Annotated in this window: 18 protein-coding genes, 3 pseudogenes and 1 riboswitch; of the genes and pseudogenes, 11 read left to right on the top strand and 10 right to left on the bottom strand. The window is 69.6% G+C overall.

The features are described from left to right. Positions 1 to 15: 15 nt before the first annotated feature. The 5 genes and pseudogenes from KIK05_RS41700 to KIK05_RS47715 all read right to left on the bottom strand — a co-directional run bounded on the left by KIK05_RS41700 (position 16) and on the right by KIK05_RS47715 (position 3509). Positions 16 to 618: a TetR/AcrR family transcriptional regulator gene (locus KIK05_RS41700; RefSeq protein ID WP_214416437.1), complete on the bottom strand. Its 603-nt coding sequence runs from the start codon at positions 616 to 618 to the stop codon at positions 16 to 18. A gap of 408 nt (positions 619 to 1026) precedes the next feature. Continuing rightward, positions 1027 to 1104, bottom strand: a pseudogene (locus KIK05_RS49635) (XRE family transcriptional regulator); the annotation flags it as partial. Between the two features lie 1287 nt (positions 1105 to 2391). Further along, on the bottom strand, positions 2392 to 2550 hold the full coding sequence (locus tag KIK05_RS41705) for a hypothetical protein (protein WP_214416438.1): 159 nt from the start codon (positions 2548 to 2550) through the stop codon (positions 2392 to 2394). 78 nt (positions 2551 to 2628) lie between these two features. Beyond that, positions 2629 to 3198, bottom strand: coding sequence for a recombinase family protein (locus tag KIK05_RS41710; RefSeq protein WP_250564320.1), 570 nt, complete (start codon positions 3196 to 3198; stop codon positions 2629 to 2631). Then, a complete protein-coding gene (locus KIK05_RS47715; RefSeq protein ID WP_250564321.1) occupies positions 3195 to 3509 on the bottom strand; it encodes a zinc finger domain-containing protein in 315 nt (104 codons plus the stop codon). The genes KIK05_RS41710 and KIK05_RS47715 overlap by 4 nt, the downstream gene beginning before the upstream one ends. 285 nt (positions 3510 to 3794) lie before the next feature. Here KIK05_RS47715 and KIK05_RS41715 point away from each other — a divergent pair, with 285 nt between their 5' ends. Together KIK05_RS41715 and KIK05_RS41720 are read left to right on the top strand one after the other, a co-directional pair. Next, positions 3795 to 4628: an alpha/beta fold hydrolase gene (locus tag KIK05_RS41715; RefSeq protein ID WP_250564322.1), complete on the top strand. Its 834-nt coding sequence runs from the start codon at positions 3795 to 3797 to the stop codon at positions 4626 to 4628. Between the two features lie 93 nt (positions 4629 to 4721). Next, positions 4722 to 5552, top strand: a complete 831-nt coding sequence (locus KIK05_RS41720) for a helix-turn-helix domain-containing protein (protein ID WP_250564323.1) — start codon at positions 4722 to 4724, stop codon at positions 5550 to 5552. A gap of 109 nt (positions 5553 to 5661) precedes the next feature. Here KIK05_RS41720 and KIK05_RS41725 read toward each other — a convergent pair whose 3' ends face one another. From KIK05_RS41725 to KIK05_RS41735, 3 genes are all read right to left on the bottom strand, one after another. Then, complete coding sequence (locus tag KIK05_RS41725; RefSeq protein ID WP_214416440.1) at positions 5662 to 6408, bottom strand: MBL fold metallo-hydrolase; 747 nt, start codon at positions 6406 to 6408, stop codon at positions 5662 to 5664. 141 nt (positions 6409 to 6549) lie between these two features. After that, positions 6550 to 7161 (bottom strand): hypothetical protein, encoded by a 612-nt coding sequence (locus tag KIK05_RS41730; protein WP_214416441.1) that lies wholly within the window; start codon positions 7159 to 7161, stop codon positions 6550 to 6552. 7 nt (positions 7162 to 7168) lie between these two features. Beyond that, the gene (locus KIK05_RS41735; protein WP_214416442.1) at positions 7169 to 10267 is read right to left on the bottom strand and encodes a Tn3 family transposase; all 3099 of its coding nucleotides are present in this window, start codon (positions 10265 to 10267) and stop codon (positions 7169 to 7171) included. Positions 10268 to 10454: 187 nt separating this feature from the next. On the opposite strand from KIK05_RS41735, the gene KIK05_RS41740 reads away from it, so the two are divergent. Next, positions 10455 to 11885, top strand: a complete 1431-nt coding sequence (locus tag KIK05_RS41740) for an MFS transporter (protein WP_214416443.1) — start codon at positions 10455 to 10457, stop codon at positions 11883 to 11885. Between the two features lie 286 nt (positions 11886 to 12171). Beyond that, positions 12172 to 12283: pseudogene (locus KIK05_RS49730) on the top strand (IS982 family transposase); the annotation flags it as partial. 330 nt (positions 12284 to 12613) lie between these two features. Here KIK05_RS49730 and KIK05_RS41745 read toward each other — a convergent pair. Continuing rightward, positions 12614 to 13105 (bottom strand): winged helix-turn-helix transcriptional regulator, encoded by a 492-nt coding sequence (locus tag KIK05_RS41745; RefSeq protein WP_214416444.1) that lies wholly within the window; start codon positions 13103 to 13105, stop codon positions 12614 to 12616. Positions 13106 to 13199: 94 nt separating this feature from the next. On the opposite strand from KIK05_RS41745, the gene KIK05_RS41750 reads away from it, so the two are divergent. Continuing rightward, positions 13200 to 13697, top strand: a complete 498-nt coding sequence (locus KIK05_RS41750) for a tautomerase family protein (RefSeq protein ID WP_214416445.1) — start codon at positions 13200 to 13202, stop codon at positions 13695 to 13697. Positions 13698 to 14066: 369 nt separating this feature from the next. Here the strand turns inward: KIK05_RS41750 and KIK05_RS41755 are convergent, their stop codons facing one another. Beyond that, positions 14067 to 14363 carry a uroporphyrinogen decarboxylase/cobalamine-independent methonine synthase family protein gene (locus KIK05_RS41755; RefSeq protein ID WP_214416452.1) on the bottom strand — a complete coding sequence of 99 codons (297 nt, stop codon included), beginning with the start codon at positions 14361 to 14363 and terminating at the stop codon, positions 14067 to 14069. A 126-nt stretch (positions 14364 to 14489) separates the two neighbouring features. Next, positions 14490 to 14713, bottom strand: a riboswitch (cobalamin riboswitch). A gap of 244 nt (positions 14714 to 14957) precedes the next feature. Between KIK05_RS41755 and KIK05_RS41760 the strand changes: the two genes are divergently transcribed. The 6 genes and pseudogenes from KIK05_RS41760 to KIK05_RS41785 all read left to right on the top strand — a co-directional run. After that, positions 14958 to 16502 carry an ABC transporter substrate-binding protein gene (locus KIK05_RS41760; protein ID WP_308250349.1) on the top strand — a complete coding sequence of 515 codons (1545 nt, stop codon included), beginning with the start codon at positions 14958 to 14960 and terminating at the stop codon, positions 16500 to 16502. Further along, positions 16499 to 17476: an ABC transporter permease gene (locus KIK05_RS41765; RefSeq protein WP_308250350.1), complete on the top strand. Its 978-nt coding sequence runs from the start codon at positions 16499 to 16501 to the stop codon at positions 17474 to 17476. The genes KIK05_RS41760 and KIK05_RS41765 overlap by 4 nt, the downstream gene beginning before the upstream one ends. Then, positions 17476 to 18357, top strand: coding sequence for an ABC transporter permease (locus KIK05_RS41770; RefSeq protein WP_214416446.1), 882 nt, complete (start codon positions 17476 to 17478; stop codon positions 18355 to 18357). Before KIK05_RS41765 ends, KIK05_RS41770 begins: the two co-directional genes overlap by 1 nt. After that, on the top strand, positions 18357 to 19244 hold the full coding sequence (locus KIK05_RS41775; protein WP_250564325.1) for an ABC transporter ATP-binding protein: 888 nt from the start codon (positions 18357 to 18359) through the stop codon (positions 19242 to 19244). Before KIK05_RS41770 ends, KIK05_RS41775 begins: the two co-directional genes overlap by 1 nt. Continuing rightward, entirely contained in the window at positions 19237 to 19866 is a 630-nt protein-coding gene (locus KIK05_RS41780) for an ABC transporter ATP-binding protein (protein ID WP_214416448.1), read from the top strand. Before KIK05_RS41775 ends, KIK05_RS41780 begins: the two co-directional genes overlap by 8 nt. A gap of 84 nt (positions 19867 to 19950) precedes the next feature. Further along, positions 19951 to 20068 (top strand): annotated as a pseudogene (locus KIK05_RS41785) (superoxide dismutase); the annotation flags it as partial.

Below are 20068 nucleotides of genomic sequence, written 5' to 3' on the forward strand. Positions count from 1 at the left end.
GTCCGCCCTCTTCGCTCAGCCCAGCAGGGAACGAAGCCCGTCGAGGGCGATCCGGTGCAGAATTTCGGGGGTGACTCCGGTCTGGGCCGTCACCCGGATACCGGAGATGAGGGTGTTGACCAGGAGTGCGCCTTCGCTGGCATCAGGGCCGTCAGGCATGCTTCCGTCCATGCGGCCGGCACGGATGGTGTCCTCCAGCAGGCCGAGGCGCTCCTGGAGATCCCGCTCGAGAATGCGCGCGATGCGCTCATCGCGCGCCCGCAGGTCGGGATTCATCAAAGTGTGCACGCCCATGCAGCCGGCGGCATGCCCCTCGGCGCGCGCGTCACGCTCCTCGTCGACGATCGCGTCGATCAGCTTCCGGAGTCGTTCGGCACCACTGAGGGAGGTGTCGGTGAGGATGGACTCCTGGCGTGCCCGCATGCTGGATGCGTAGTGCTCGAGTGCCCGCACGAAGAGCTCATCCTTGGACGTGAACGCGTTGTACAGACTGCTGCGTCGCACGTCGGCCGCCTCGCAGAGCTGCTCGGTCGACGTGTCGGCGAAGCCGTGCACGCGAAACTGCGCCGCTGCGGCTTCGAGAACCACCCTCTCGTCGAAGGTTCGCGGTCTGGCCATGAGCGAACGCTAGCACATTCTGTATTCTGAAATACAGAATGGCTGGAGCGTGGATCTCCACGTTCGCGGTTGCGACGTTGCGCGGGCTGTGTGCTTGGGCGTTGACGCCGCCGCAACACCTCGGTCGCATGCGGATACTGGTCGCCGAGGACGAGCGGATTCCTCTCCGGCCAGGTCGCCGAGAGGATGGTCAAGCCATGACGGTGGACGTCGTCGACGCCATCGCGCTCCCGCCGCGGCTCACTTTCGCATCCGCAGCCAGCACCTCACAGCCCCACCAGCCTCGCCCTGTATGGCTTATGACCTGCGAAAACCTTCCAACCAAGCGCATCCGGACGAAAAGTCACGGCAAGCCGCTCAACTCGGCTCCGCTAACGGGACTTTTCGTTCGGATGCTCGTCAGGCTCCGGACCAGCCCTGTGCGACGCGCAGGGCGCGGATCCGTTTGCGTACGAGGCTGTCCAGCGCCCCATCTTCTTGCGTCATAGGCAACATGGTATGCCGGTAATGCAACGTGGGCTTATCGTCGAATACAGCTGGTCCAGCTACAGGGACCAGGCGCGACGAAAGGGCGCGACATGTCTGCGCAGACTTCCCGCTACGACAGCGACATCCTGCCCGCCCAGACCGTGGACGTGGTGGTGATCGGCGGCGGTGCCGCGGGCCGGCCCGCACCGAGGGCCTGGGCGGGCTGAAGCTGCCGATGCAGGACCTGCCCGACAACATGGGCCGCCGCTTCGCCTCCGCCATGGCAGGCACTACCGACGTCCCCGGCGTGTGGGTGGCGGGCAACCCCACCGATCTGACCGCGCAGGTGGGTGCGTCCGCCGCGGCCGGAGCCCACATCAACGCTCTCCTGGCCACCGCCGATACCGACGCGCCGCTCGCCGCCGCTCAGGAGCGAACACCGCCCCCTGCCCCTCGGCCTGATCCGCGCACTGCAGCCGGCGGTCCGCGCGACGAGCCCCCTGTCTCATCCCTCTTTGGCGACCGGTCCTGTCCGGGGGCCCGGGACTCTACTGACGGGTAGCTACGCTAAGGACAGACCCCTGGTACTGATCTTGAACTCCCGTGACGAAGTGCCCGTGTTCGCATTCCCGGTGTGCGAGGCGAGGGCATGAACCATCAACCGGTCCGAGGCCGTGACTCGCCTGTGCCCGACCTGCCGGTCCACTGGCCCAGGGACCGACGACACGGTGGGCACCCTGTGGACCGAGAACGGGGTGATGATCGAGCAGTTCCACGCCGCACACCGCCACCAGCGTGCGCGCACCTGGAAGGCCACCTCGTAAACCGGGCCTGCCCTCTGTGGAGCCCGCCGGAGCTCCTGCAGCGCGCCGGCGTCGGCCACCGGGTCGAGTTGGCTGGCGTCCACCCACTACCAGCATCCGGAGGTTGCCTGGGTCCCCGATACCGTCGGCGACCGCCTGCACCGCGGCCTGCGCGCTGCCGGCCTCGGCCGGTGCGAGCAGCCGATACGACAAGCCCGTGATGACGGCATCGCGCCCGAGGCCAGCCTGGATCCGGGCGGGCAAAGGCGAAGCCGCGCAGCGCCTCGTAGGAGCCGGCCACCGGCGAGTTGGCCCAGACCAACGCCACCAGCGCGGCGCCGATGAGCAGCAGGCCACTGACCAGATCCGAGCGCAGCGCAGCGATGATCCGGGTGAGAACAGCAGGCATGAAGGAACGTCTCCCAAGACGGTACGAAGGGGTGCGAGCCGACAGCGGCGAGGCGAAAGCCTCAGCCCGCGCGCCTCCGCCGAAGTGGTGAGCTCAGGCGTCCTTCGGTGGACAGACGCTCGTGATCGCGCCCCACGTGCTGACGTAGCCGTTCGTGCCGATCGGCCGGAACTCCAGCGGCCGCAACTGCCGGGCAGACCTGCCCGGCAGGGCTGCGACGCAGAGGCGCATGCGAGGGTCAACGTGGTGCACTGCCGCCTCCTTCGCGCCCTCAGCCTGCCGTCTTGACGCCGCCTTACAGGCTCGATACGGAGCCCGACCGGAGTGGAGTCAGGCTGCCGTCCCGGCCGGCTCCGCCTCGGCCAGGGCCCGGTAGACGCTGGCCACCGAGGGGTGCCGGCCCTTGTTCTTGCCGGTGGGGATGACCAGCTTGCGAGCGATGTCGGGCACGGCAATGCCGCGCTCGCGCAGCGACCGCGCGTAGGCGATCATGTCGTCGTCGAACACCTTCGGCCGCCCGCCGTGACGGCCGCGCTCGCGGGCTGAGGCCTGGCCTTCGAGGGACTTCTCGCGCACGTACTCCCGTTCGGATTCGGCCATCCCGGCGAAGAAGGCGAACAATGCCGCGCCGTGCCCGGAGGGGTTGTAGATGCCCTGCAGCGGCCCAGTCAGCAACTCCAGTTCGATGTCGTGGTGGCGCAGGTCCTCGGCGATGGCCAGCAGTTCGGGGGCGCCGCGGCCCAGGCGCTTCATCTCGTGCACGGTGAGGATCACCCGCTGGTGCGGGACGGCCTGCTTGATGGTGTGGGCGTAGTTCATCGCCTTGATGACCTCCGGCCGTACCTTGATGCGCGTGCTGATCTTCTCGGCGAAGATCGGTTCGCAGCCCGCCTGCTTCAAGGCGTCGGGCTGGCTGTCCAGCTCCTGCTGCGCGGTGCTGCACCGGGCAAGCCGACCCGGGTCGGCCTGGCCGCGGCCGCCGCCGACGCGTCCACCGCCGGGCCCGCCTGCCAGAGGCGGCCCGGCCTGCGCTCGGCCGGGGTGCGCACCTCCAGCTCGGTACGCAGCTGCGGCACCAGCATGAAGCGCGGCGTGTGGTACTTGGGCGCGACCTTTCCGCCCCGGGTCCGGCAGGCGCTGCCCGCCGGTGCCGCACACATCGGGCAGTCGAAGGCTTCGACGGCGGCGGCCGGATCGGCGAGCTCGGTCATGTCGCGGAACCTACCGCAAGCGATGTTCTGAGAAGACAGTTTTGCGAGAGGTTCTGAGAACGAAGATCGAGGATAAACCGGACATGGTCCCGGCGTCTGATCATCTTCTCAGAACTGACCATTTCTGAGAACACAAACAGTCACGACCACTACACAGAGCTACCATGCGTCCGATCGCTCCGACCCGAGTGGTGGGCCCAGACGATGGTGGCGGGCCGTCGGCCGCCGACTCCGCAGGAACATTTGTCCAAGACTGATAGTCAACCGCCCATGCATAGTCTCCGCATGAATGAGTACGACATTGAGCACTCGCATGGGATGCACGTGGTCCATGACGGCCCGCGGCAGGCGCCGCCGTTGTTGCTCATCCACGGATCGGGGGCCTCGGGCGGTTTTTGGGGCCCGGTGGTCCCGGCGCTGGCCGGCCACCATCATGTCATCCGGGTGGACCTTCCGGGTTGCGGCCAGTCCCCGCCCGCACCGTCGTATGACGTGCCTGCCCAGGCGGGCCAGGTGGCGGCGCTGCTGGACGACCTCGGCCTCCGTCACGTCGCCGTGGTCGGGCACTCCAGCGGCGGCTACGTCGCCACCGCGCTTGCCGAGCAACGTCCCGACCTCGTGGGTTCGCTTGCGTTGATCAGTAGCGGCCCGAGCCCGGATGCGCTCCTCCGGCAGCCGTTCATCCTTCGGGTGCTGCTGGCCCCGCCGTTGGGCCCGCTCCTGTGGTCGAGGCGTTCGGATGCGATGATCCGCAAGGGGATCAGCGCGACGGCCGTTCGCCCGGTGGACCTCCCGGACGACGTGGTCGCCGACGTGCGGGGCATCACCTACCGCGTGATGAGGACGGTGCTGCGCCGGAACACCGCCTACATCGCCGAACGGAGCATGCCGGAGCGGCTCGCCGCCCTCCAGGTCCCCGTGCAGGTGATCTTCGGCGCTGCCGACCCCCGTTGGGAGCCGTCGTCGGCGCACCGGTACGACGCGGTGCCGGACGCACGGGTCGAGGTGCTGCCCGGCGTCGGGCACCTACCCATGCTGGAAGCGCCAGAGACGGTCGGCAAACTGTTGCTGAGCTTCACGACAACGGGCCGCCGACAACCCATGATCCCCGATGCCTAGACTGGCCATGTGTTGCCGACCGGTACGCCACCCGGCCGGGCGTGGGTGGACGTCGCGGTCCCACGCCCGTCGCTTCGGCTGCCGGGGGTCAGCATGGCCGGGTTCCGCCATCGTGCCCCGGCCTTGGTGGACATCTCCATGGTCGCGTACCCGTCCGTCACCCTGCTCGTCGATCTGGGCGAGGGAGAAGGCGTCGTCTACGAAACCCATGGCCGGCACGAGCGCGGTAGTGTCGTCGTCGGGCTCCTGCCCGGCGATCTCCGGGCAACTGGCCGGGGAGCCGGCCAGTGCCTCCAGATCCGCCTGGATCCGGTCACGGCAGCTGCGTTGTTCGGCGTATCGACCGAGCTCAGCGGGACGGTAGCAGCCCTTGCGGAGGTCTGGGGCCGCGACGCCGGGCGGGCCGAGGACAGGCTGCGCGCCGCCGCGTCGTGGGACGAACGCTTCACGATCGCGGTGGACATCCTCAGCCGGCGGCTGGGTTCCCACCCTCCGGTCGATTCGCAGGTCGCCTACGCCTGGCGGCGGACGCTGACCAGCCGGGGGCGGGTGCGGGTCGATGGCCTGGCGGACGAGGTCGGCTGGAGCCGCAAGCGCCTGTGGTCCCGTTTCCGGTCCCAGCTCGGCATCACCCCCAAACGCGCCGCCCGGCTGGTGCGCTTCGACCACGCCGCCCACCTTCTCGCGGCGGGTCACGCCGCCGCCCGCGTTGCCGGCGAGAGCGGCTACGTCGACCAGTCCCACCTGCACCGGGAGGTCGCGACGTTCGCCGGGCTCACGCCCACGGCCCTGGCCGCCGCGCCGTGGCTCGCGGTCGACGATGTCGCGTGGCCGACTTCATCGCCCGCCGGCGCAAGCACGCCCTCCTGCGAACGCCGGCCCAGACCCTGCCGAGACACGAGCGCGCGCGGGCGGCGGTGTTGAGGAACAGGGTCAGCCGCTGGTCGCACCGCAGAGGGCCGACGTCGCTACGAGGTTGAAGCGTCTGCATATTCGCGGCCCGCTCGTGCCGGATGGCTCGGACGACCGCCGATCAGGCCGAGTTGAACGGCTCCGTCAGGTGCGGTGTCGCCAGGTGCAGTGTGGTGCCGGTCTGGTGGCCGAGCATGCGCTTCCTTGAGTGCCTGGCCGCCTCAGGGTCGAGCTCGTGCGAGTAGGCGAGCTCGGCGCGCAGCGGCGTGTCCCCGTCGAGGAGCCGGAGCTGACCGGCCGCCGAGAGCGGGTCGGTGAGGGTCTCGCGTAGCTGCGGGTTGAGCGCGTCGAGCGCGTCGAACTCGGCCCGCTGGAGCAGGTATTCGGCGTTCGGGAAGTAGGGGCGGCGGTCGCCGGTCGCGCTGCCGGACGTAGGGGCGCCATCCACCGCGCCGCCCATTGACGGGACAGCCGCCTCGGTCACGATCGCCCATCCGACGTGGTCGGTGTGCAGGTGCGTGAGCACCACGGTGTCGACCTCGGCCGGATCTATGTTTGCGGCGGCGAGCGACTCGGGGAGCACGCCGGGCACGGGCGCCCACGAGACGGCGGGGCCGTCCGCCGGGCCGATTCCGGCGTCCACGAGGGTGAGGCTCTTATCGCTGCGGATCGCGTATGCGCGGAACTGGAGCCGCCAGCGACCCTCGGCGTCGACCGCGCCCGGGTCGTACCGGTCGGCCTCGGCCCACTGACCGGCCGTGGCCTCAGGGAAGGCCTCGGCGCGCGGGGAGAAGAACGGGCCCTCGCCATCGGCGAGGGCGATGATCTCGGTCGAGCCGATCCGCAGGTGAGGAACGCTTAGGGACATGGCCGCGATCCTGCCATGCCATGCACGCGACTGATCATTCGCCCTGCTACCGGCACCTGAACGTGCTGCGCTCGCGGACCACGGCCTGTGCGGTCCGCTCCTTGCCCCGTACGACAGGGCACGCCCGCGCGCGGGAGGTCCTCACGGACCTGGAAGCCGCCGCGCTAACGCCGCTGACCGTTCCATTGCTGCTCGCCCCCGTTCTTCAGGCGCGGGACCGTCCGGCACTGACTGTTCGAGAACGGCTGTTCGGGCATTGTGCGGCTCGATTCGACCCGCCCGAAAGACCAGAAACACCCGCATGCTCACCATGGTTGGTCGCGGGCGGCCAGCCCGTGCTTGGTGATGAGCGCCGGCCAACGCGGTGCGCAGCACGGTGATCCGGGCGGCGGCGTCCGTGCCGTAGATCCCGACCGTCACGGTGGTCTCGGTGGCGTGGAAGGTGGTGCGGCGCTGTTCGGCGGCGCTGCGTGCGGCCGCGAGGATCCGGCCGCGCAGCCGCATCGCCTTACGCGGGTCGCCTTCGCGGTCCAGGCCGTCAATGGTCAGGTAGGCCAGGAACAGAGGATCCGGGGCGGTGTCGATGCTGCCGGGCCCGGGTTCGGCCTCCAGCGCACACCGCAGTTCGGCACGCTCGGCAGGGGTCAGGGGCCGCCGTCCGAGCAGGTCGGGCCATCCGTCGGAGCGGGACGGCACGGTGAAGCCGGGCCCGGGCCCGGCCGCGTCCGGGCCTGGAGTGGAGTCGTCGCTCACCGGGTGCCTATTCCTCCGGCTCGTCCTCGACGGTGTTGGGGTCGCGCAGGTCCCGCAGGCGTCCTTCCTCCAGTTGGGGGCGGTGGAAGGGGTAGGAGCCGTGGAAGTTGATGTGCTCGAACAGCAGAGGTGACAGGCGGGCCTTGATCTCGCGGCTGATGCCCAGGCCGCCGGCCTCCAGCCGGGCGACGGCGGCGTCGATGTAGAGGCTGTTCCACCAAGTGATCGCATTCAAGCCGAGGCCGAGGGCACCGAGCTGGTTCTCCATACCGCGTTCATAGGCTTGGCGGAGCTGTCCGAGGTTGCCGAAGAATACGCGGCGGGCGAGCTGGTGGCGGGACTCTCCGGTGTTGAGCTGGTCGCCGATCATCCGCCGGTAGGACTCGACGTGGATGATCTGGAGCAAATGCAGCGTCTTGAAGATCCGGCCGTAGGCGGCGAACGCGTTGCCCAGACCGGTGAGCCGCCCGCCCGCAGTCATCATCTTGATCAGGTCATAGGCGCGGACCTTGTTCGTCGACAACGATCCGGCGACCCGGACCATGTCATCCCAGTATTGGACGATCGCGGGGACCGACACCCGCCGCAGCTGCAGTTCGTTGAACGCGCCCCACCCGTTGGAGCCGCGGTGGTCGCGGGTGATCTCGCCCTTCAGCATGGCGGCGTCGGCCCACCACAGCTGGGTGTCGGTGATGTCGGCATGACGGGGCGCGAACTGGTAGCCGCAGATCGCGAACATGCCGTAGACGACGTCACTGTAAGAGCCGGTGTCGGTCGTGACGATGTCGGGCGGCTCGGTGGCGTCCAGGCGGTGGATGGCGTCCAGGATGAACATCGAGTCCCGCATCGTCCCCGGCACCACCAGACCGCCGAGCCCCATCACCTTGTCCGACACGGTGTTCAGCCAGGTCGTGCTGCGCGGCCGCTTCCCGATCCCGAAGTACAGCGGAGAAGGCCGCGAGTGCAGGGAATGGACGGGAACGACGAACCGCAACCCGTCGGTGGAAGCGACCAGGCCGCCGCCCCAATCCGCAGTGATCTCGATGCTGGCCTGCTTGTCCACCAGGATCGCTGAGGCCTTCCCGATGCCCTCACCATGGAAGTAGCCCTTCTCCACCCCGACCAGGCGGCTCTCGCCCAACGCAGCGGTGCCGGGCTTGGCGACCGGCGTCAGCCCGATGTTGCACGACCGGGCCACCAGCAACGCCGCCAGGCTCAGATCGAGGTCGTCGCGGCGCGCCTGCGACCCGGAGATGTGCGGCATCGCGTCCAAGAACCCCGTCCGGGCGTTGACCTCCAAGATCAGCTCCGGGTAGTCGATCCGGGGCAGCATCCCCGCGACCGCGTCGTGAATCGCGGCGAAACCCTCGGGGTGCGGGGCCGCCTCCAGCCGGGCCAGCGACAGCTTCCCGCCCGAGATCCTGGCCGCGTCGTTGCCCGCCAGGCCCTCCCCGACCTGCCGGAACGCGCCGTCCAGAAGGTCGGCGAGGTCGGCCAGGTGCTCGGCGGGATCCGCCGGGAGGCCGAGCGCGGTCAGCACCGTGTCCCGCTCCCGCACCCACAACCGGGGTTCGATCAGCTGGACACGCGGATCGGCCCACTTGTCGGAGCCGACCGCGTACACGTCCCGGCGGCGCAGCGCATCGTGCAACAGCTCCAGCACGCAGAACACATAGGCAGGCCTGTCGATCGCCGGGGCCTCCAGCTTCGGATTGGCGAACACCAGCCCACGCCACGACCCCGTCACCAGACCCTCGAACCCCCGGATGTGCTCGGTGCCCGGCTTACGGGCCGCGATCACCTTCGGCAGGCCGCGGAGCGCGGAAAGGACCTCGGCGCCGGCCTCGGTCGCGCCCCAGGGGATCACCGCCGACAGCATGTCGATGAACGGCTTCACCGTCGCGTACCGGTCGACCAGCGACGCCCGCCATTCGGCATCGCCGTCATCGTCACTGCCCGGCGGCGGCAGCAACTCGCGCACCGACTCCACCGCGGCGGCCAGATCCGCCCTGGACACCACGGTCTCGACCGCGGCCATCATCTCCGCGACCGACGCCGGCCCCTGACCCTCGGGCCGCTCCGCCAGGACGATCGCCCACGCCGCCGCCATGCGGGACGCCGCCGTCTTCAGCTTCGGGAAGGTCTTCAGCTTCTCCTTGTTGCTCGCCCGGGTCGCCCCCGACAGGAGCTTCGTCGACATCAGCAGGTCGAACAGCAGCAGGGCGTCATCCACCGACGACCGCTCCAACTGCCGGGCCGTGGCCACCAGCGTCGCGACCCGCCGCTCACCCTTCAAATTCTTGATCTTGGGGGCCTTGGCATGCAGCCCGTAGGAGGTCAGCTCCGCCAGCTTCACCGGCGCGACCGCCGACAGATCCACCGCACCCGTTCCCAACCCCAGCACGCAGGAGGTGCGATCCAGCGCGGCGACCATCCCCTTGCCGGTCAGCTGCACCACCGGGGTACGCATCCACTCCAGTGTCGAGACCCGCCTGCCCTCCGGCACCTCCAGCGTGCCGATCAGCTCCCGCCGCGTGTGCAATGGCGTCGGCGCCACTACCGCCGCGTTGATCTCCTCCAGCGTCGACAGCTGCACATCCCGCACCAGCCGCGCCAACGTCGTGATCCCCGGCAGCCGCACCCGCTTCTCGATCAGATGAAGCACCGCCCGGTCGAACAACTCCCGCCGCGAGTCCCGCGTCGTGGCCACCCGTGAGGCGACGAACCGCACGATCTCCTCTTCGGCCTCGGCGAACTCCCGGAACTTCAGCAACTTCCGGATCTCGCCGGTGTGCTCGTACTGCGTCTCACTCCGCTCGGCGTACTGCTTGATACACGACGGGTCGTCGATCCCCAGTTGCTCGGCGACGTAGTCGACCACCGCCCACGGGACCTCGGTCGGATCCTCCAGGAACGTCCCCAGCATCCGTACGGTGCCCCACTGAACGCTCCAGCCCAGCCGATTGTGCTTGCGCCGCTTCTTCCGAGCCTCCACCAGCCCCTGCTCATCAAGGAAGAAGAACTGCTCCAGCTCCTTGGGCGTCGGGTCCGCCACGAATGCCCCATAACGCTGGACCTGCTCGTCCGAGAGATAGTCAACAGCCACAGAAAGCGACGCTATGGATGCAGACAGCCACTACCGGTCAGTACACCCAAATCGAGATCAACCAAACGCCAGCCAACCTCACACCCCTGCCGACCTGTGGATCCGTCCTTAGCGTAGCTACCCGTCAGTAGAGTCCCGGGCCCCCTGTCCGGCGCTGATTCTGCAATGCCCTTTTTGCGAGGAATTCATGAGTAGCAACCAGCCTCCCCAGGCAGCGGCCGCGCCGGTCAGCGGCGAGGCCACGCTGGATGCGCGTCAGCTGCGCGCGATCCTGATCGCCGTATCGATCGCGCTGATGGCCGTCATCGCGTCGGTGTCCGGCCTGAACGTCGCCCAGACCCACATGGCCGTCGAGTGGGGCGCCTCGCAGACCACCGTCCTGTGGATCATCAATATCTACACCCTCGTCCTGGCCGCCCTGCTGCTGCCGCTCGGTGCGGTCGGTGACCGATTGGGCCGCAAGCCCATGCTGATCACAGGACTGATCATCTTCGGCGTGGCCGGCATCGTCGCCGGGCTCGCCCCGTCGGCCGCAGTGATGATCGGCGCCCGGGTGGCCGCGGGCGTCAGCGCCGCGATGATCATGCCGATCACGCTGGCCGTCATCACCTCCACCTTCCCCCAGGAGGAACGAGGCAAGGCGATCGGTGTATGGACCGGCGTCGGCGGAGCCGGCGGCATCCTGGGCATGTTCCTCTCCGCGTTCCTCGTGGACGTCGCGGACTGGCGGTGGGTGTTCTTGCTGCCCGTGGTACTGGCCGTCGTCGCCCTGGCGATGACCCTGAAGTCGGTGCCCGACTCCCGCGAACGCTCCACCCATTCCTTCGACACCATCGGCGCATTGGTGTCCGCCATCGCCGTGATCGGACTCATCTTCGTCCTGCAGGAAGGCCCCGAGCGCGGCTGGACCGACCCCGTCTGCCTGATCAGCCTGGCCGTCGGCGTCGCCGCCGCCATCGTCTTCGTGGCCTGGGAGCTGCACCGCCGCGACGCATCCCTGCTGGACGTACGCCTCTTCCGTGAGCGCGGCCTGGCCGGCGGCTCCATCACGCTGCTCGTCGTCTTCGGTGTCCAGGCCGGTATCGCCGTTGTGCTCTTCCCGTTCTTCCAGGCCGTGCTGGGCTGGTCGGGCCTGCTGTCCACCGTGGCGATGATGCCCATGGCAATCATGATGATGATGACGTCCGGCCTGGCCCCCAAGGTGGCCGCCAAGATCGGCGCCCGCTCCACCATGACCGTGGGCATCGCCCTGTCCACCCTCGGCCTCGCGCTGATGGCGCTGTTCGTCTCCGTCGATGGCGGCTACCTGTCCATCCTCGCCGGCATGCTCGCCATGGGCATCGGCATGGGCCTGTCGATGACGCCCTCCACCGAGGCCATCACCAGCTCCCTACCCCACGCCAAGCAGGACGTGGCCTCCGCCCTCAACGACGTCACCCGCGAACTCGGCACCGCCCTGGGCGTCGCGATGCTCGGCGCACTCTTGGCCAACGGCTACCGCGGCGCCATCGACAACAAGCTCGGCGGCATCCCCCAGGGAGCCGCGGACACCGCGCGCGAGGCATCGCCAACGCCGTCGAGGTGGCCCCGAGCACTGGCAGCCACGCCCGGGACCTGATCCATACCGCGCAGCAGTCCTTTGTCGACGGCTGGCAACAGGCCATGTGGGCAGGCGTCGCCGTCATGGGCGTTCTGCTCGCCTACGTCGCTCTTCGCGGGCCGAAGGGCTCAGACCTCGCCATCGCGGACGAGGCGGAGACCGTCGCCGTCCAATGACCGGGTGACAACCTGGCGGACCATCCGTCAGGCGTGAGGCATCGCGATACCGCGATGCCTCACGCCCCAGCTCAGCGGCGCACGTCGCAACAGGGACGCCCCAGCCGAGCGCGCTACCGGCCACCTTCATCACCGGACTGTACGTGAAGATCGACGACGAGATCACGGAGACCCGATGGCTGGGCAGACCACCGCAGTTTGAGCGACTCCGAGCTGGTGTGTCTCGCGGTGGCACAGGCTCGCCATGCCCCCGAGAACAACAGCTGACCTGGGCGAACGTAGGGGTTGAGGCGCTGGCTCCCGAACTCACCGGTCACCCCGAACAAGCCGGCGAGCGGCGGCCACCGGATCACGATCAGCCCACAGCGCCGGCGCCCTCCTGAACCAGTCGGGGATCTGCAGCACGATCCGCCCGCGCACCGATATGCACAGCTACATCGCCGGCGACTTCTCGGCGTCGCCCTGGTGCTCGTCGACCGCCGCGGCTGCGGCCGTTGAGCTGCCGTGGGGGCCGTAAATGTGAGTACGCCGTTTGGGTTGATATGAGCTGCTCAGTACGATCCTGGGATCTCAGGAGCTTTCCACGAAGCGCGCGCCCGGCCCGGGCGTGCGGCAGACGTCTTGCGGGGCGAGGTGGCTGTGCCCCGCAGCGCACTCGAGGACGACCTTGACCGGCTCGTCGCAGGAGCTCGCATCGTCGACGGGCCGGTGCCGGACGATGACCGACGGGCCCTGCGGGTCGGCAAGGTACGTGTCGCCCCATTCCAGGAGCGCCACGAGCGTGGGCCGCAACGCCCGGCCCTGCTCGGTGAGCTCGTAGGCGAAGCGCTGCCGATCCCCGGGCTCCTGATAGGGCACGCGGCGCATCACTCCCGCGGTCACCAAGGTCTCGAGCCGAGTCGCCAGGAGATTTCTGGCGATCCCGAGGCGGGAGTGGAACTCTCCGAACCGGCGCGCGCCGTCCAGCGCTTCACGAACGATCAGCAGCGACCAGCGTTCCCCCACCACCGAGAGGGCGCGCGCCACCGAGCAGTTCACTGGGTCGATTCGCCGCGTCTCCATGGGACGAGTGTATCCATCTGAGTTTACAAGTTGTACTTAGCCCTCCTAGACTCCGGCCTGAGTTGAAAAACTAAACTCATGAAGGAGATCGACCATGCCCATGCTCGACGTGTACATTCCCGACGGCGCGCTCCAGCCGGACGCCGAGGCGGCCCTGCTGAACCGCATCACCGAGATCCTCGTCCGCAACGAAGGATTCGACCCCGCCGACCCGGTGAGCCGTTCCGTCTCCTGGCTCTGGCTGCACCGACCGGTCGGCATCTACGTCGGCGGAGAACCCGCGGACGCACCTCGCTACAAGGTCGTCCCGTCCGTCCCCGAGGGCCAGCTCGACGAGCGGAAGCGTGCGAGCGTCATCGCCGAGGTCACCGAGGCAATCCTCGACGCGGAGAATGGCGCCTGGCCGCGTGACGCCGGCCGGATCTGGGTATTCCCCACCGAGATCCCCGAGGGTCACTGGGGCGGCTGGGGCCAGATCAGGCCGCTCGCAACGATCCTCGCCCGACTCACCGGCGACGACACCAAGCGGGCCCGTACGCTCGCGCGTGAGCGGATCGCTGCCACCCGAGCCGAACACGCCCGCCTGCCCTGATGAGCGGCGAACGAAGTGGGGATCGATGCGGCCGGTGACACAGTCGTTGGGATCAGCCCGATTCAGGCGACGTTGGCCTTGGCCACGACCTCGCGGAGGCGTTCGTCGACGATCGCGTAGAGGTGCTCGACGCGGGTCTTCTTCGTGGCGTGGTCCGGGTGTCCCGGACCCGGTCCGCGCTGGTGAACGTCACCTCGGCGATCTTCCCAACCGGCATGCCCTGCGCGGACGGCAGCACCATCTGGGCCCGCCGCCAGGTCACCACCGACCCGGTGCCTCTGCGGACAATCCGCAGCAGGCGCCGGCCCTCGCAGCGGGTCACTCAGCGTTTGCGGCCCTTGCCGGTCGGGTCCAGGCTCATGATCATCATCAATCCACAGGGAAACGGCCGAAGTTAAATGCCGAGTAGCGATCCAGACCGTCCAGGTGCCGGTACCGGCCGGGGATCGCGTCGATCATGACGCTGGTGTCCAGGACCTGGTCGTAGAAGGAGAAGGTGTTCGACGGGATGCTGCCCAGACCCGCCTCACGCAACTGCGTCCACACCTCGCGGCGCAGCTTCGCCGCTGTCTCCTGCAAGGTGCCGGCGTCGATCCGGCCGGCCCAGTAGTCCTCGGTCGCGAACTTCAGCTCCCGGCGTCCGCCGATACGCGGATACCCCGAGATCGTTGTTCACAGTTCCCTCGCTGTGCCACAGGCGACCCCGGGCAGGAGGAAACGGCGCACGCCGCTGCCGAGCAGCCGACGGCGCGTCCCAGGCCCTCCCACGAGGCCGCAGACCACCGCACGCCGAACAGCGCACGGGCGGAGGCAGGTCTTCGGACTCGCGGGCACGATGCCTGAAGCAGGCATCACCTACTGGCCGTCGCTTCCCAGACCCTCACGAATCCAGTGCTGATGACGGCGGTCGTTCCCACACACCGCTGCGGGGCAGTCCCGGACTCACACCGGGTTCCCTCTTACGACATCCGGACCGCCGAAGAGGCCCGGATGAACCATCCGCACCCAGGAGTCTAGCCACGTCCACAGAATGCGCCAGCGGGTGCTGCCTTCCGATCGGCTCGGCGCCCAAAGGGACACCGACACCTGCACCACGACGGAGGTCTCGGACGAGCCGCTGACAACCACCGAGACCCACAGTCTTCGCGGGTGATGGGCGGAGCGGGACCGGCCTGGGTCGGGGACAGAGGGTATTTGCCGCGGAAGCTGACCTATTGCGACTTATTGGCAACAACGAACACTTTGCTTTACTGTCGCCTCGTGAGGCGTAGATCGGCAATATTCGTGGCGGTGGTCCTGGCGCTGGCGGCCTGTTCGGCCCCGTCGCAGGGGGGCTCGGCGCCGAAGACGGACGACACGGTGGTGCTGGGGCTGGGCTCGGAGCCCGACACGCTCGACCCGGTGCTCGGGTACGCGCCCGATGGGGGCTCGCTGCTGTACGACGGATTGGTCCGCCGGACCCCCGACCTGAAGCTGGAGCCCGCTCTGGCCGAGGCGCTGCCCAGGGCCGAGGGCACCACGGTCACCTTCACGCTCCGGCAAGGCGTGTCCTTCCACGACGGCAGGGCCCTCACCGGCGCCGACGTCGCCTACACCTACGGTCAGGTGCTGAAGCCGGCGAACAACTCGCCGATCCGGGGCGACTACGCGGCCATCGACAGGGTGGACGCCCCGGACGCGCGGACGGTCGTCTTCCATCTCAAGTATCCGTACGCGCCGATCCTCCAGCGGGCCACGCTCGGCATCGTCCCGAAGGACTCGCTGCCGGGTGCCGCGCCGGTCGGTACGGGGCCGTACGCGTTCGTGTCCTGGACCAAGGGTGACAAGGTCACCTTGAGGGCCAACGAGCGGTACTGGGGCGGCGCTCCTGCGATCAAGAAGCTTGTCCTGGCGTACACCGCCGACGACAACGCCCGGGCCACCCGCATGGCCGCGGGGGAGTTCACCGCGACCGAGCTCCCGCCCAAGGCCGTCGCCCGGTTCCGTAACCAGCCGGGGAGCAAGGTCTACGAGGCCTCGAGCGCCGACTACCGGGGCGTGATGTTCCCGCTGGAGCAGCCTGTGACCGGCGACATCGCCATCCGCAAGGCCCTTGGCCTGGCCGTCGACCGCGGCGCCATGGTCGCGGCGATCCTCGCCGGCGCGGGCGCTCCCGCCTTCGGGCCGATCGCCCCTGGCATCGACTGGCACAATCCCGTCGTCGACGGGTCGGCGACCCCGGACCGCGCCCAGGCCGTCCAGATCCTGGAGCAGGCCGGCTGGAAGGCGGGCCCGGGCGGCGTCCGTACCAAGAACGGTACGGCGGCGAGGTTCACCTTGATGTACCCGGCCGGCGACTCGCTGCGCAAGGAGCTGGCCCTGGCGGTGGCCTCGGACGCCAAGAAGATCGGCATCGACGTCGAGACGGCCGGCCTGGACTGGGACGCCATCGAGCCGCGCATGGCCAAGGATGCGCTGGTCATGGGCTACGGCACCCCGTTCGACCCCGACTACACCAACTACGAGCTGTTCCACTCCTCCTTCTCCGGCCAGGGCTTCTTCAACCCCGGCCACTACAAGAACCCCGAGGTGGACCGGCTGCTCGACACCGGCCGCAGGTCCTCCGATCCCTCCATCCGCAAGAAGGTCTACGACGAGGTGCAGCGGCACATCAGCCAGGACGCGGTCTGGCTGTACCTGGTCTACCTCAAGCACACCTACGTCGTCCGCGGGAACTGGAGCGGCCTCGCCGTCGGCGTCGAGCCGCACGAGCACGCCACCGGCGGCCTGTTCGGCACGGTCGCGAGCTGGAAGCCCGCCTCGTGATCTGGATCCGGATCGTGGCCTGGCGGCTGGCCTTCGCCGTCCCCCTGCTGCTGGCCGTGACGTTCGGGATGTTCGCTCTGGCCAAGGCCTCGCCTTTCGACCCGGTACGGCAGTACCTGGGGGACCGGGCGATGACGACCAGCCCGCAGATCATGGCCGAGATCAGGGCCAACTGGGGGCTGGACCGGCCGCTGTGGGAGCAGTACGCGAGCTGGCTCGCTCACCTGCTGCGCGGCGACCTCGGGGAGTCGCGGTCGCTGCGCCTGCCGGTCGCGCAGGTGATCGGCGAGCGGCTGGGCTGGACGCTGCTGGTCACCGGGTGCGCGCTGGCGTTGATGCTGGTCGGCGGCCTGGCGGTCGGGACACTGGCGGCCTGGCGGCGCGACTCGTGGCTGGACCGGCTGGTCACCGGTACGGCGTTCGCCAACGAGGCGGCGCCGGTGTTCTGGGTGGCCCTGCTGGTCATCTGGGTGTTCGCCGTCAAGCTCGGGTGGCTGCCCGCGGGCGGGCTGACCGACGCCGCCGCCACCGCCGTCACCCTTCCCGACCTGCTGCGTCATCTGGTCCTGCCGGTGGCCGTGCTGGCCTTCTCGCAGTCGTCGTGGCTGCTGCTGTTCGTGCGGGAGTCGGTCATCGGGGTGCTGCGGGAGGACTTCGTCATCGGCGCCCGGGCCCGCGGCCTGCGGGAGCGGACGGTGCTGGTGCGCCACGCGCTGCGCTCGGCCCTGCTGCCGTTCGTCACGATCATGGGTGCGCGGGTCCCCGAGCTGGTCACCGGGGCGATCCTGGTGGAGGCGGTGTTCTCCTGGCCCGGCGTGGCCGGCACCACCATCAAGGCGGCGCTCGCGGTGGACTTCCCGCTGCTGGCCGCGCTCACCCTGCTGGCCACGCTCGCGGTCGTGGCGGGCAACCTGCTGGCCGACCTGGCCTACACCGTGGCCGACCCCCGGGTGCGCGTGCTGGGGGTGAGCTGATGGCCACGACGAAGACGTGGCGGCGCCAGGGGCGGGGAGAGAGCGGCCGGGTCGAAAGGCCGCGCTCCCGCCGCCACCGCCTCGCCCTTGGGGCCCTCGCGGTGCTGGTCGCGGCGGTGGTCCTGGTGCCGCTGGTCGCCCCCCTGGACCAGCAGCTGGTGGACCTGCGCGCCGCCGGCCTGCCCCCGTCGCCGTCCCATCCGTTCGGCACCGACGAGGTCGGCCGCGACGTCCTGCTGCGCTCGATCTACGGGCTGCGCGTCTCGCTGCTGGTCGGCCTGGTCGCGGCCGTGGTGAGCGCGGCGATCGGCGGCCTGGTGGGGCTGGCGGCCGGCGCGGCCGGAGGTGTGACCGACCGGCTGCTGATGCGGGTGGTGGACGGCTTCAACTCCCTGCCGCACCTGCTGTTCGGCATCTTCATCGTGGCGCTGTTCGCGCCCAGCGCGAGCGCGGTGGTGGTGTCGGTCGCGGTCACGCACTGGACGACGGCCGCGCGCATCGTCCGCTCGGAGGTGCTGTCCCTGCGCGGGCGCCCGTTCGTCGACGCCGCGATCTCCGGCGGGTCGAACAGGTGGCGGATCGTCCGGCGGCACTTCCTGCCGAACCTGGCGCCGCACCTGCTGCTCGCCACCGTCCTGATGATCCCGCACGCGATCTGGCACGAGACCGCGCTGAGCTTCCTCGGCCTGGGCCTGCCCGCCCACCTGGCCTCCCTCGGCAACATGATCAATGACGGGCAGCGGTCCCTGCTGGCGGGGGACTGGTGGTCCAGCCTGTTCCCGGGCCTGCTGATCCTGCTGCCCACACTGGCGGTCTCCGCGCTGGCCCAGCACGCCCGCGACCGCGCAAACCCGCGATGGAGATCGGAGCTGGTGCTGTGATGCTGCGCGTGGAGGGGTTGTCGGTCCGCTTCCGGCTGCCGGGCGCCGTCGTCGAGGCGGTCACCGACGCCCGGTTCGAGCTGCGTCCAGGCCGCTGCCTGGCGCTGGTCGGCGAGTCCGGATGCGGCAAGTCGGTGATGGCCCATGCCCTGCTCGGCCTGCTGCCCGGCAACGCCACCGTCACCGGGCACGCCTGGCTCGGCTCCCTGGACCTGGTCGCCGCCACGGAGAAGGTGCTGGCCGGGCAGGTCCGCGGCCGGCGGATCGGCCTGATCCCGCAGAGCCCGGCCGCCCATCTCACCCCGGTGCGCACCGCCCGTGCCCAGCTCGCCGAGACCCTGCGCGAGCTCGGCCGCGACGAGACCCCCGACGAGATCGCGGCCCGCGCCGGCCTGCGCCCGGGAGACCTCGACCGCTACCCGCACCAGCTGTCCGGCGGCATGGCCCAGCGGGTCGCCAACGCCCTCGCGCTGGCCGGCGACCCACCCCTGATCGTCGCCGACGAGCCCACCACCGGCCTGGACCGCCCGCTGGTGGAGGCCACCATGGCCGAACTGCGCCACCTGTGCGACCAGGGCCGGGCCGTCCTCATCATCACCCACGACCTGCGCGCCGCCGAGCAGGTCGCCGACGACGTCGCCGTCATGTACGCCGGACGCATCGTCGAGCTGGCCGAGGCGCCGGCGTTCTTCGACGGCCCCCGGCACCCCTACAGCCGCGGGCTGCTGAACGCGCTGCCGTCCCGTGATTTCGTCCCCATCCCCGGTGAACCGCCGCAACTCACCCGGCTGCCCGACGGCTGCGCCTTCCGGCCCCGCTGCGCCGATGCGACAGCGGTGTGTGAGGAGCAGCCGGTCCTGAACGGAGTGGCCTGCCATCATGCTTGAAGCCGCCGACATCGCCCTCTCCTTCGGACGCCGGCGGGTGCTCGACGGGGTGTCACTGAGCCTGCGCCCCGGCGAGGTCCTCGGCCTGGCCGGGCCCAGCGGGTGCGGCAAGTCGACGCTGGCCCGCGTGCTCGCCCTGCTGCTGCGGCCCTCCGGCGGCACGGTGACCGTCGACGGGCGGGAGGTGCACCGCTGGCGGCACCGGGCCCCGCAGCGCACCTCCATCGGCCTGATCTTCCAGCAGCCCCGCCTCGCCGTCGACCCCCGCTTCACCCTCCTGGAGGTGATCACCGAGCCGCTGCGCGCCACACGGCGTCCGCTGGAGCGCGCGCACCGGCTGGCGAAGCAACTGGGCCTCACATCCGAGCTGTTCACCCGGCGCCCCCATGAGGTCTCCGACGGGCAGCTCCAGCGCGCCTGCGTGGCGCGCGCGCTCGCCCTGGAACCCAGGTATCTGATCTGCGACGAGATGACCACCATGCTCGACGCCTCGACCCAGGCCCACCTGATCGCCCGCATCGAGGACTACCGCGCACGCACCGGCGCCGGAGTGCTCGCCATCAGCCACGACACCGAGCTCCTGGAGCGCTGGTCGGGCGGCAACGTGCGCACTTGGGAGTAGCACAGGCGAAACCAGGCGGGAAGTTATTGCCCATGGCTAGCTATTGCGAGTAACTTGCAATTAGATCAAATGAGGGGAGCACCGATGGGGCAGTACACCCTGCCGGACATGCCATATGACTACGCCGCGCTGGAGCCGGCGATCACCGGGGAGATCCTGGAGCTGCACCACGCCAAGCACCACGCGGCCTACGTCAAGGGCG

This window comes from Sphaerisporangium fuscum, from assembly GCF_018531465.1.
Classification (GTDB): Bacteria; Actinomycetota; Actinomycetes; order Streptosporangiales; family Streptosporangiaceae; genus Sphaerisporangium; species Sphaerisporangium fuscum.